We start from the raw sequence: 12,087 nt of genomic DNA on the forward strand, positions 1-12,087 counted from the left end.
GCGCTGCCTCGCGGCAGGCCGTTCCCCCACCGGGACGCTTCGCGCGTCGCCGGATCCCACGCGCCCGTAAGGACCTTGTGGCGATGACTCACGCCCTGCAGCCGATTCATGCCCAGACCCCGTTCCACGCCCACCATCCGTCTCCCGGCGGCACGAGAAAACCGAGAGGCCACTCCCCGGCGGCCGACGAGGCGGTGACACGGCTCGCGTTGGCGGCACGGGACGGAGACCCCGCGAAGGCGGACCGCTTCGTGCGCGCGCTCCACCGTGACGTCTGGCGGTACGTCGCCTTTCTCGGCGCGGACCCCCAGGCGGCCGACGACCTCACGCAGGACGTCTTCCTCCGGGCGCTCACCGGGCTGCCCGGATTCGAAGGCCGCTCGTCCGCGCGTACATGGCTCCTCTCCATCGCCCGCCGCACCGTGGCGGACAGCCTCCGGCACGCCGCGGCCCGTCCCAGGCTCGCGGACCGGGACGACTGGCAGCGCGCGGCGGAACAGCGCCAGCCCCACGGCCTCCCCGGCTTCGAGGAAGGAGTCGCCCTCGCCGAACTGTTGTCGGTGATCCCCGCGGAACGCCGTGAGGCGTTCGTGCTCACCCAGTTCCTCGGTCTTCCCTACGCCGAAGCCGCCACGGCCATCGGCTGTCCCGTCGGGACCGTGCGTTCACGCGTGGCACGCGCACGCCATTCACTGATGGCCCTGCTCATGGCCGTGGACGCGGACGCGGAAACCGTGCAGCCACCGGCCCGGCAGGACCGGCCGTCCGGCCCGCCCGTCCGGATCAGGCTGGTACCCGCGTGAGTCCGTGACGGCGGACGCCCCACGAGGCACCGGATCCCCGCCCCGTCCACAGATGCCGGACGGGGCGGGCACCGCCTCCGAACCCGGCGGGTGAACCAGTCCGGGCCCGTGGTCCCGGACAAGGCCTTGACCTCAAGCGTGCTTGAGCTATCAGAGTGGTGCCCATGAACACCGAAGCCGCAGACATCAAGGCCATCGAACAGGTGGTCGCCACCGTGGAGCGCAGCCAGCGAGCCAAGGACGCCGAAGGATTCCTCGCACTCTTCCACCCCGATGCCCTCTGGACGACTGCTCACGGCAAGGTCCTGATCGGCTTCGACGCGATCGCCGAGTTCACCCGCGCCGTCCTGCCCCGCTCCGACTGGGACGGAGACGTCACCTACGAGGTCGTTCACACACAACTCCTGCGTCCTGACGTGGCGGCAGTCAAGGTCCGTCAGGTTTACCGCTCCCCAGAGGGTGAATCGGAGGGCGCCCCGCTCTACGTCATGACGAAACGCGACGACGGGGCATGGCTGCTCCACGCCTGCCAGAACACCGAGGTCCGGGCCGCCTGACGCGGCCGGGGGTCAGGGGCGGCGCTCGCTCGGCTCGGCCTCCCGCGGTGACCCGGATGCCGTGGTGCCCGTACGGGGGGTGTGACGGCTCGACCAGGCCAGGGCCGCCGTCGCGGTCAGGACGAGGAGCGGGACGGCGAAGCCGGCGCGGGCGCCGTCCGGACCGTCCACGAGCCGGCCGACCGCGGCGGCGGAGGCGGCGATGCCCGCCGCGGTCGCGGAGTTCGTCCAGGTGAAGGCCTGGGTCAGGACCGACCTGTCCGCGACCGACTCGACGAGCGTCGAGGAGACGATGACGCACGGAGCGATGCCCGCACCGGGGAGCAGGAGGGCGAGGCCGAGTTGCCAGGGCGACTCGGCCAGCAGGGGCAGCAGCGACGCGCAGGCCAGAAAGGTCAGGATCAGAGGAAGTTGTACGGCCGGCGGGGTGTGCCGGCGGAGTCGCCCGTAGGCCAGTCCGGCCGACAGGCTCGCCGCGCTCATCAGTCCGTACAGGAACCCGGCTGCGCCGGCGGCGTGGTGAGCGCCCGCGAAGGCGCTGACCGAGACCTGTGTGGAGCCGAAGAAGACGCCCAGTGCCAGATTGACGGCCAGCAGGGTGGCGAACTCCCGGGTCAGAAGAGTCCGTGCGCCCCGGGCGGTCGCACGGTCCGGGACGGGCCTCGTGGCGGGCGTCGGGGCCGTACGACGCAGTGCCGCGAAGACCAGTCCGGCCCCGACGACGAGCGTTCCCGCCAGCGCCGTCCCGGCGGCCGGGTGTACCTGATCGGCCATCAGCACCGCCAGGGCGGGCCCGAGGAGGAAGGCGATCTCATTGCTGATCGTCTCGAGCGCGAAGGCCTGGGTGAGCTCGGCCCTGTCGTGCAGCAGGGCTGACCAGCGGGCCGAGGAGAGAGCGCCGAACTGAGGGACTGTTGCCCCGGCGGCGAGCCCGGCCGCCACCAGCGGCACCGGGTGCGCCCCCGTCAGTGCCGACGCGATCAGGGAGGCGATCGCTCCGGCGTGGGCGCACAGGAGGGGGACGAGGACACGCGGCTGTCCGAAACGGTCCATGAGACGGGCCACCAGCGGGCCGACCACGCTCTCCGCGACGGCGAACGAGCCGGTGACCAGCCCGGCCACCCCGAAGGAGCCGGTCTCGGCATGGACCAGCCAGACGATGCCGAGGCCGGCCATGGCCACTCCGATCCTGGCCGGGGCCGAGGCCAGGAAGAAGGCCGCCGCCCCGGGGGTCCGCAGGGCTGAACGGTAGGAGCCGGTCTCCGTCCGGGCCGGAAGGGGGCTGCGGGACCCCCGCGCGGTACGACGGAACAGGTGCCGCGGTGTCACGGCGAACCTTCCGCTGCGCGGTGGGACGGTCAGGAGCGCGATGCCCGTGGCGGGCACCACGCCCAACCGCCTGGAGTCGTCCAAGGTGACGCGGACGGGAGCCGAAGCCCGCGTCCGTGTCGGCTCCGGCGCCGGCAGATGCGTTGAGTGCTGAGATCGAGGAACGTGAACGAGAAGAGGATGACGACACTACGCGCAAGTCGGCAGCGACGACCAGGCTTCCCGGTCTCGGTCCCGGGCCTCGGAGCGTTGCCGGAGGCATCTGTCCATGGTCAGGACGCCCCGAGCGTGAACTCGACGGTCCGGGCCTGTTGGACGGACGCGTTCATGTTGCGCTCCATCATCCCGAGGGACGCCTCTGCCAAGTCCTTGTGGATGTGGGCGACGGCGTCGTCGGGAACGGTCACCCGGAGGTGGCGGACATGCCCGTCGAGGGCCGAGTACAGGACGCACTGCTCGGTGACCTGGCCGCAGAGGACCACATGACCGACGTCCAGCTGCGACAGGAGATAGTTGAGCGGTGTCTCGTAGAAGATCGAGTGCCTGGCCTTCACGACGAACAGCGAATCGGCGTCCGGCAGGACCGGTTCCACCAAGTCGCTGTGCGGCCCCGCCATCGTCTTCTCGATGATCTCGCCGTGATGGGATCGCCATTCACCGAAGTTGTCGTTCACATGGATCACCGGCACACCGCCATCGCGAGCCCGTTCGATGAGCCCGACGACGTGGGGGAGTGCCTCGCGCACGGAGGGAATGAGGATCTCCGCGTCCGGATGGCCGTAGGTGTTGAGCATGTCGATGACGATGAGGGCACTTCTGCTCATGGATCCGCATTCTCCCCGCCTGCCTCGCGCGGCACGGAGACGGCACGGCCGTCGGATCCGTCGCGCGAGGGAGGACGCATCCGGCAGGTGGGCGCGGCCTCACCGCGGGCCGCGGAGGTCACTCCCAGCAGAGGCAGAACGGGTGGCCCGCCGGGTCGGCGTACACACGGAATCCCCGCTCGCCGCCCCGGTCGTCGAGATCGAGAGGTGTCGCACCGAGCGTCAGCACCTGCTCCTGCGCGTGCTCGATGTCCGTCACGTCGAAGTCCAGGTGCGCCTGCTGGGAATTGCTGTCCCCCCGGGGCCACTCCGGCGGCCGGTGGTCCGCCGCCCTCTGGAAGGCGATGCGTGCGCCGCCCGGGGCGTAGAGGTCGTACCAGTCCTCGTTGTACTGCTTGATCTCGCCGCCCAGGACGGCCCGGTAGAAAGCGGCCAGGGACGGGGGATCGGGGCAGTCGAGGGCGACAAGGCTGTAGGTGGCGACGGGCATGTCCGGTCCTCTCGTCGTGTGCCGTGCGACGTTCTCGTACCCCCCGGGTCATGCCCCAAGGGTCTCACCGTCCACCCCGGCACGGACCGTCCGCAGGGGATGGACACGCCGGATCTGGAACGCACAGCGCGTCAGCCGGCTGCGGGCACGTCGGCCGTCCGCCGTCGCGTACCTCCGGAGCGGTTCCTGGCAGCTGAACGACGGGGCACGTCGAGCGATGCGCCCCGGATCGCGCCTCGGAGAGGCTAAATTCGAACAATGAGTTCCACGACCGGATCTGCCGCTTCTCCGACGAACGGCCGTCTCCTCGCAGTCAGTGATCTCCACGTCGGGATCGCCGACAACCGTCCCATCGCCGAGGGGCTGCACCCGTCGTCCGACGAGGACTGGCTCATCGTCGCGGGGGACGTGGCGGAGCAGGCGGAGGAGGTGGAGCGCGCGCTCGAACTGCTCGCGGGGCGATTCGCCCACGTGGTCTGGACCCCCGGCAACCACGAGCTGTGGACCGTGGACAAGGACCCCGTACGGCTTCGTGGCCTCGCACGGTACGAGCACCTCGTCCAGGTGTGCCGTGAGCTCGGAGTGACCACGCCCGAGGACCCCTACCCCCGGTGGCAGGGTGCGGACGGTCCGGTGGCCGTGGCCCCGGTGTTCCTTCTGTACGACTACACCTTCAGGGTCCCGGGAACCGCGACCAAGGAGGAGTCCCTGGCCCGCGCCCACGAGGCAGGCGTCGTCTGCACCGACGAGTACCTGCTGCACCCCGACCCCTATCCGTCCCGGGACGACTGGTGCCGTGCCCGGGTGGAAGTCACCGAGCAGCGCCTGGCGGCACACGACCCGGACATCCCGCTCGTGGTCGCCGGGCACTGGCCCCTGCTGCGCGAGCCCACCTCGGTGATGTGGTACCCGGAGTTCGCCCAGTGGTGCGGCACGGAACTCACCGCCGACTGGCACCGCCGGTTCAACGTCGCGGCCGTCGTCTACGGGCACCTCCACATCCCCCGGACGACCTGGCACGACGGCGTCCGGTTCGAGGAGGTCTCGATCGGTTATCCGAGGGAGTGGCGCAAGAGAGGGCACCCGCGCGGGCTGTTGCGCCAGATCCTCCCCTACGAGGGCCGGCAGCCCGAGCCGGCCGAGGGAGGCACCTCGTGATCGAACGGATCCTTCCTCCGAACGTCGCGTGTGCGGACACCCATGAGGACGATGCTCCGGCGGGCAGCCTCTATCCGGAGGAGGCACGGCTCGTGGCCGCCAGCGTGGACCGGCGCAGACACGAATTCGCGGCGGTGCGCGCCTGCGCGAGACGGGCCATGGGCGCCCTGGGGCTCCCCCCGGCGCCGGTGCTGCGCGGCCACCGGGGGATACCGCTGTGGCCCGACGGCACAGTCGGCAGCATGACGCACTGCGACGGGTACCGCGCGGCAGCCCTGGCCAGGGCATCCGAGATACGCGCGGTCGGTATCGACGCCGAGCCGAACGAGCCCCTACCGCCCGACGTGTGGGAGATGATCTCGCTGCCTTCGGAACGAGCGAGGCTGTCCACGGGCGCGCACGACACGGCTGTCCACTGGGACCGGCTGCTGTTCAGTGCCAAGGAGAGCGTCTTCAAGACCTGGTTTCCGCTCACGCGGATCGAACTCGACTTCGACGAGGCGGACGTGAGATTCGACCGGAGCCCGGGAAGTGCCGTCGAAGGCACGTTCACCGCGGAGCTCTCGCAGTCCGCGCCCGGGATGCCGGACACGTACGAGGGAAGATGGCTGGTCGACGACGGCTTCGCGGTGACCGCGATCGCGCTCCCCGCAGGCCGTCCCGCCTGAGTCGGGCGGGGCGTGTCGATGCGGGCGGACTTCTGCATGCTCCTGACGCATCCATGGCCGGTTCGGTCCGGTCGGGTTCGTCTCGGTCGGGGCGCGGAGGGGAGCGGCGCCGGAAACGCCGCTACCACTTTTTCGTAGCGTTGCTAACGACGAGATGTTAGCGTTGATCACGTCAGGGTTCGTGGAACCGTCGGCAGTCCCATTGCCACAGGAGCAGCGTCATGACCGAACAGCACACCGCCGCCACACACAGGGTCGCTCTGGTCACCGGGGGCTCGCGAGGGATCGGCCGTGAGAGCGCCGAACGGCTGGCGGCGGACGGGTTCGCGGTCGTCGTCAACTACGCGGGAAACAGGACCGAGGCCGACGCGGCGGTCGCGGCAGTCGTCGCCGCTGGCGGCAAGGCCTTCGCGCACCAGGCGGATGTCGCGGACGAGGTAGCGGTCTCCGCACTCTTCGACGCCGCGGAGGAGGCCTTCGGCGGCATCGACGTGGTCGTTCACGCCGCGGGGGTCATGTCGCTCTCCCCGCTGGTGGACCTCGACCTGGACGCCCTGGACCGGATGTTCCGCACCAACGTCCGCGGTACCTTCGTCGTCGGCCAGCAGGCGGCCCGTCGCCTTCGCGACGGCGGGGCGATCATCAACTTCTCGAGCTCGGTGCTGGGGCTGGCCATCCCCGGGTACACGGCGTACGCCGCGACCAAGGGGGCCGTCGAGGCGATGACGCTGATCCTCGCCCGCGAGCTGCGTGGCCGGGACATCACGGTCAACGCCGTCGCGCCGGGGCCGACCGCCACCGCCCTGTTCCTGGACGGCAAGGACGAGGAGACCGTCGCGCGGATGGCCGCCCAGCCGCCCCTGGAGCGGCTGGGGGCACCCCAGGACATCGCGGAGGTCGTCTCCTTCCTCGCCGGACCCGCCCGCTGGGTCAACGGACAGGTGCTGCGTGCCAACGGCGGCATCGTCTGACCGCGGCCGCCCCGGCACCCCGATTCCGCAGCCGACGCGGGTGATGGCCATGGGCGACGTCATGAGTGGTGGGACCGGGCGGCCGTGGGGGAGGCCTTCGCGGGGCGGAGCTTCCCGCTGCCGCGCTCGGATTCACCGGGCGTGCCCCTTGATACCGTCCGTCCGATGAGTACACGAGCGCGCATCCTCGACGTCGCGGCCCGGCTGGTCGCGGAGTCCCCGGACGGGGACATCTCCACGCGGGCCGTGTGCGAGGCCGCACAGGTCGGGGCGCCGGCCCTCTACCGGCACTTCGGGGACAAGGAAGGGCTGCTGTCGGCAGTGGTCGATCACGGCTTCGACGCCTACCTGGCGACCAAGCGGGAGCGGGGCGAGAGCACGGATCCCATCGAGGACCTCCGCAACGGCTGGGACAGCCATGTCGATTTCGCTCTCCGGAACCCCAACCTGTACCGGCTGATGAACTCGCCGGCGATGCGCATGCCGCCGGAGGCCGCCCTCGAGTCGCACCGCATCCTGACGCGGGACCTCGAGCGGGCGGCCGAGCAGGGGAAGCTCCGTGTGGCACCCGCACTGGCCGCGCAGATGATCATGTCGGCGACGACCGGCGTCGCGCTGATGCTCGTCTCCCGCCCCACGACCTTCGTGGACGCCGGAGTGTCGGCGCGCGTCCGCGACGCCGTGCACGCTGCGGTCTTCACCCCTGACGTGCAGGCGCGTGAGCCGGCGGAATCCGGAATCCCCTCCGCCGCGGCCAGACTGGGCGCTCTCCTGCGCCGGTCGCACGGATCCGGGCTGAGTACGGCCGAGTCGGCACTGATGACGGAATGGCTCGACCGGGTGTCGAACGCGGAACGGTGAACCGGCCCAGGCCGGTGCCGGGGGAGCGGCGCTGCTGCTCCGCCCTCCCGGCGCCGTCGGCCGGCGTGGTTGTCACCCCTGCTGCTGCTCCTGCTGCTCCTGCTGCTCCTGCTGCTCCTGCTGCTCCTGCTGCTCCTGCGCGAGAGTCTCGGGAGCTGCGACGTCCCCTGCCATCGTGTGAGCCATGCGCAGATGGGGAGCCGCCTCCGCGTGCCGCCCCTGGCGTTCGAGGGTGCGCCCGAGCATCAGCCGGGCGTAGTCCTCGACAGGGTCGCGCTCCAGCACCTCGCGCAACTCCGTTTCGGCCTTGGTGAGCCGGGCCGAGTGGTAGTAGGCGCGTGCCAGCAGCAACCGCGGTCCCACCTGCTCCGGCACCTCCTGCACCAGGCCTCCCAGGATCCGGGCCGCCGTCACGTACTCCTTGGCCTCGAAGAACATCTGAGCCCGGTCCCAGCGGTCGGCGGGTGTGCCGAACTCGTAGTAGGTGTCGTCCACTTCTCCTCCTCGGCCGGAATGTCTTGCAGTCGCGTCAACACAATGAGGTAGTTAAACATTCCACTAAATTTTGGGCGTGGGGACCGGTGCTCACCGACCGCACGGGAATAGGTTGTGCGCCATGAGCAATCTCGATCGCCATGCCGCTCCCTCCGTCTGCGGCGGACGTGGGTTCGTCGTCGCCGAACCGGTACGTGAACTCCTCACCCCGCGCCACGTCCAGCTCGGCGAGTCCACCGAGGTGCGCAGGCTCCTGCCCAACCTGGGGCGCCGCATGGTCGGTGCCTGGGCGTTCGTGGACCACTACGGCCCCGACGACATCGCCGACGAGCCCGGGATGCAGGTGCCGCCGCACCCTCACATGGGCCTGCAGACGGTCAGCTGGCTGCACGACGGGGAAGTCCTGCACCGCGACAGCCTGGGCAGCCTCCAGCGGATCCGTCCGCGGGAGCTGGGTCTGATGACCTCCGGAAGGGCCATCAGCCACTCCGAGGAGAGCCCGAAGCCGCACGGGAGGATTCTGCACGGCGCCCAGCTCTGGGTGGCCCTCCCCGATGCCGACCGGCATGTCGAGCCGCACTTCCAGCACCACACCGACCTGCCCGTCGTGACGGCGCCCGGCCTCGTGGCGACCGTGATCCTCGGCGAACTCGACGGTGCCGCGTCACCCGGCAGGGCCTACACCCCGATCGTCGGGGCGGACCTGGCCCTGACGGGCGGCGCCGAGGCCCGGCTGCCGCTGGATCCCGACTTCGAGTACGCGGTGTTGTCGATGTCCGGCGAGGCGGAGGTCGACGGCGTCCCGGTCCAGGCGGGCTCGATGCTCTACCTCGGCTGCGGCCGCACCGAGCTGCCGCTGCGCGCTGCCTCCGACGCGGGGCTGATGCTCCTCGGCGGCGAACCGTTCGAGGAGGAGATCATCATGTGGTGGAACTTCATCGCTAGATCCCACGACGATATCAGCAGGGCGCGCGAGGACTGGGTGAAGGGGATGAGGTTTGGGGATGTGAACGGGTACGCAGGGGCGCGGCTCTCCGCCCCGGAGCTACCGCCGGGGCGCTTGAAGTCGCGGGGTCGTATTCGCTGAGCAGGGACTTATGGGGATCTGGGGGCTAGCGGAAGTGGGGGCGTGGATCGCACCTGACTGTCAGGCGTGACTTGCTGCTGCAAGTTTGCTCAGCGGTACCGCCCGGGGCTGGCTGTCAGGCGGAGGTGTCGCCGTGTGTGGGCAGGTCTAGTCGGGCCAATGCTGACCCAATGCTGACTTTGCTGACGGGTGGTCAGTTAATTGCCATTCGTCCAGGCGTGCTCCCGACCCCACACCGACCAGTCCTGGAGCGGCAGACTTGTCGGGGCAATGAGTTGTGTCCGGCCGGCTTCCTGCGCTCTGCCAGGGAGCCAGGCCGGAACCAGGTTGAGAGCGAGGTTCGTTTGAAGGAATCCCACAAATTGACTTGGCTGGGAAGAGGGGACGTCGGCGTGTGGACCGCGCGCTCGTTCGCGCCGTCCAACCTGCGTCGTGGGGTTGTCGCCTCCCTACCCCCTGAACAACTGCCTCGGCCGGTTCGGTTCGGAGGATACGGGCGGGATGGCAGCCCCGGGAGCCTTACCGCTTGTGACCGTTGCCGTGTCCGTTGGGGTGCAGGACTACCTTGGTCCAGCCCTCGTCCCGGGCGTCGAAGTGCTTGTAGGCGGTGGGTGCTTCGTCGAGGCCGAGTTCGTGGGAAACGATGAAGCTCGGCTTTGCCTTGTCGCCGGCGATGAGGTCGCGCAGCGCCCGGTTGTACCTCTTCACGGGTGCTTGTCCGGTCCCCATGTGCTGGCCCTTGAACCACATCATGCCGAAGTCGATGGGGACCTTGCCCTGTGCCTCCAGCTTCCCTTGGGCTTTTTCGCCGCCGGGGTCCTCGGGCAGGAACACGCCCACGACGCCGAGGTCGCCAGTGAACCTGACGGAGTCGATCAGGCCGTTGAGTGTGAGGCTGGCGTCCTCGTGTCCCTGGGGGTCGTGTGCCTGGTAGCCGACGCATTCGCAGCCGTTGTCGGCGCCCAGGCCGAGGGTGGCTTCCTTGACGACTTCTGCCGGGTCCTGCTCGGCGGTGTTGATGGGGATGGCGCCGATCTCCTCGGCCTTGCTCAGCCGGTCGGGCTGGTGGTCGGCTACCCAGACGCGGCCGGCGCCCTTGATGAGGGCGGAGTAGGCCGCCATCAGGCCGACCGGGCCGGCTCCGAAGACGACCGTCTGGTCGCCGGGTTTGACGTGGGCCATCTCGGTGGCGTGGTAGCCGGTGGGGAAGATGTCGGCGAGCATCACGTAGTCGCTCTGCCGCTCGGCGGCGTCCTCACCCAGGCGCAGCGCGTTGAAGTCGCCGTAGGGCACGCGCAGCAGTTCCGCCTGGCCGCCCTGGTAGGGGCCCATCTCGGCGAATCCGTAGGCGGCTCCGGCGAGGGCCGGTTCCGGCTGCATGGTCAGGCAGTAGTTCGTCAGGCCCCGCTCGCACTGCTTGCAGAAGCCGCAGGCGATGTTGAAGGGCAGGACCACGTACTCGCCGACCTGGACCTTGCTCACGGCCGACCCGACCTCGACGACCTGGCCCATGTTCTCGTGGCCCAGGGTGCGGCCGGACTCGAACGAGGTGCGGCCCTCGTACATGTGCAGGTCCGAGCCGCAGATGTTGGTGGCGGTGATCTTGACGACGATGTCGCAGGGGTGCTCGATCTTCGCGTCCGGCACGTCCTTCACCGTGACCGTACGCGGGCTCTCATATACCGCTGCTTTCATGATCGCTTCTTTCGGCGCCGCGGCATGACCGCAGCGCGGCTGCGATGGAGGCGCAGCACGCAGCCCGACTCTCGCGCGGTGGTACGACGGAGTCTTCGGCTCCGGCACGCCTCGGCGGGCCGTCCACCCGGTTCAGGTGCGCGGTGGCGCCACGGCCGGGCCGACAGAAGGAGCCCAGGCGACCCTAGCCATGCACATTTTTCCCATACCCATAGAAACCCTTGCTAAACGACTGTGCGCCGGCCGGTCAGCGCAGGGGATTCTGCGGGTCCGGGCGGCCATCTGGCGCACCTCGCCGGTTCGGGTCACCTGCCAAAAGTTGTTGCAGAACGTCTGGGATAGGGCATTCCTCTTGTATGGGTGGGGTGTTGCGGGCTGATCTGTTGTGGGTGGAGACGTTCACTGCTTGCGCATGGGCCGGTTCGCGAAGTTGGTGAAGGCATAACGGAGCGGGGAGGAAACGGTCCCGGTGGAGGGCGCCCGTGGTGCCCGCCGCTGGCGGACCGGGTCCTCCTGGCGGCCGTCTACTACCGGACCAACCTCACGATGCGCCAGCTTGCCCCGCTCTTCGGGATCTCCCCAGCCACCATCTGCCGGTCATCCATCGCCTGCGGCCGCTTATCGCGCTGGAGCCGGCGCCGCGGCCCGTCGCGGATGTCGAACGGTTGTGGATCGTGGACGCAACCCTGGTCGCGGTCCGCGACCGCACGGTTGCCGCATCCTCCCGCAACTATCGGCCTCGGCGAACGTGCAGGTCATCATCGACGCGGACAGCCGCCTGGTGATCGCCTCAGCCCGCCCCGTCCCCGGGAACAAGGCCGACGCCCACGCCTGGCGAGAATCGGACCTGCCCGCCGTCGCGGCCGGGACAACGGTCATCGCAGACGGTGCCTACCTGGGAACCGGCTTGATCGTCCCGCACCGCAGAAGAGCCGGACGCCCACTCCTGCGCGGCCAGGAGGAGGACAACGCCGAACACCGACGCGTCCGCGCCCGCGTCGAGCACACCTTCGCCCGCATGAAGAACTGGAAAATCCTCCGCGACTGCCGCCAGAAAGGAGACGGCCTCCACCACGCCGTCCAAGCCGTCGCCACCATGCACAACCTCGCCATGACAGGCTGAACCAGCAGGTCAAACGCCTTCCCGGC

General features: G+C 69.8%; 12 protein-coding genes and 1 pseudogene. 8 read left to right on the forward strand and 5 right to left on the reverse strand.

Translation table 11 applies throughout. The features are described 5' to 3' along the window. The first annotated feature begins 83 nt into the window (after positions 1-83). Positions 84-803, forward strand: coding sequence for a sigma-70 family RNA polymerase sigma factor (locus ACFUNE_RS04845; protein WP_383562264.1), 720 nt, complete (start codon positions 84-86; stop codon positions 801-803). A 164-nt stretch (positions 804-967) separates the two neighbouring features. After that, the gene (locus ACFUNE_RS04850) at positions 968-1,360 is read left to right on the forward strand and encodes an SgcJ/EcaC family oxidoreductase (protein WP_383562266.1); all 393 of its coding nucleotides are present in this window, start codon (positions 968-970) and stop codon (positions 1,358-1,360) included. 12 nt (positions 1,361-1,372) lie between these two features. On the opposite strand, the gene ACFUNE_RS04855 is transcribed toward ACFUNE_RS04850, so the two are convergent. The 3 genes from ACFUNE_RS04855 to ACFUNE_RS04865 form a co-directional block, all read right to left on the reverse strand. Continuing rightward, entirely contained in the window at positions 1,373-2,749 is a 1,377-nt protein-coding gene (locus ACFUNE_RS04855; protein WP_383562268.1) for an MFS transporter, read from the reverse strand. Between the two features lie 212 nt (positions 2,750-2,961). After that, positions 2,962-3,513, reverse strand: coding sequence for a cysteine hydrolase family protein (locus ACFUNE_RS04860; RefSeq protein ID WP_383562270.1), 552 nt, complete (start codon positions 3,511-3,513; stop codon positions 2,962-2,964). A gap of 118 nt (positions 3,514-3,631) precedes the next feature. Next, positions 3,632-4,003 (reverse strand): VOC family protein, encoded by a 372-nt coding sequence (locus ACFUNE_RS04865; protein ID WP_383562272.1) that lies wholly within the window; start codon positions 4,001-4,003, stop codon positions 3,632-3,634. 258 nt (positions 4,004-4,261) lie between these two features. On the opposite strand from ACFUNE_RS04865, the gene ACFUNE_RS04870 reads away from it, so the two are divergent. The 4 genes from ACFUNE_RS04870 (at position 4,262) to ACFUNE_RS04885 (ending at position 7,661) form a co-directional block, all read left to right on the forward strand. Continuing rightward, on the forward strand, positions 4,262-5,161 hold the full coding sequence (locus tag ACFUNE_RS04870) for a metallophosphoesterase family protein (protein WP_383562274.1): 900 nt from the start codon (positions 4,262-4,264) through the stop codon (positions 5,159-5,161). Then, positions 5,158-5,829, forward strand: coding sequence for a 4'-phosphopantetheinyl transferase (locus ACFUNE_RS04875; protein WP_383562276.1), 672 nt, complete (start codon positions 5,158-5,160; stop codon positions 5,827-5,829). The genes ACFUNE_RS04870 and ACFUNE_RS04875 overlap by 4 nt, the downstream gene beginning before the upstream one ends. Before the next feature lie 221 nt (positions 5,830-6,050). Beyond that, positions 6,051-6,800 (forward strand): SDR family oxidoreductase, encoded by a 750-nt coding sequence (locus tag ACFUNE_RS04880; protein WP_383562278.1) that lies wholly within the window; start codon positions 6,051-6,053, stop codon positions 6,798-6,800. Between the two features lie 165 nt (positions 6,801-6,965). Continuing rightward, on the forward strand, positions 6,966-7,661 hold the full coding sequence (locus ACFUNE_RS04885; RefSeq protein ID WP_383562280.1) for a TetR/AcrR family transcriptional regulator: 696 nt from the start codon (positions 6,966-6,968) through the stop codon (positions 7,659-7,661). 72 nt (positions 7,662-7,733) lie between these two features. On the opposite strand, the gene ACFUNE_RS04890 is transcribed toward ACFUNE_RS04885, so the two are convergent. Then, positions 7,734-8,156: a tetratricopeptide repeat protein gene (locus ACFUNE_RS04890; RefSeq protein ID WP_383562282.1), complete on the reverse strand. Its 423-nt coding sequence runs from the start codon at positions 8,154-8,156 to the stop codon at positions 7,734-7,736. Between the two features lie 121 nt (positions 8,157-8,277). Here ACFUNE_RS04890 and ACFUNE_RS04895 point away from each other — a divergent pair, with 121 nt between their 5' ends. Beyond that, a complete protein-coding gene (locus tag ACFUNE_RS04895; RefSeq protein WP_383562284.1) occupies positions 8,278-9,243 on the forward strand; it encodes a pirin family protein in 966 nt (321 codons plus the stop codon). Positions 9,244-9,762: 519 nt separating this feature from the next. On the opposite strand, the gene ACFUNE_RS04900 is transcribed toward ACFUNE_RS04895, so the two are convergent. Beyond that, a complete protein-coding gene (locus tag ACFUNE_RS04900) occupies positions 9,763-10,938 on the reverse strand; it encodes a glutathione-independent formaldehyde dehydrogenase (RefSeq protein ID WP_383562286.1) in 1,176 nt (391 codons plus the stop codon). 360 nt (positions 10,939-11,298) lie between these two features. Here ACFUNE_RS04900 and ACFUNE_RS04905 point away from each other — a divergent pair. Then, a pseudogene (locus tag ACFUNE_RS04905) lies at positions 11,299-12,061 on the forward strand (transposase). The last annotated feature ends 26 nt before the right edge of the window (positions 12,062-12,087 follow it).

Origin of the sequence: Streptomyces sp. NPDC057287, assembly GCF_042667905.1 — a bacterium.
GTDB lineage: Bacteria > Actinomycetota > Actinomycetes > Streptomycetales > Streptomycetaceae > Streptomyces.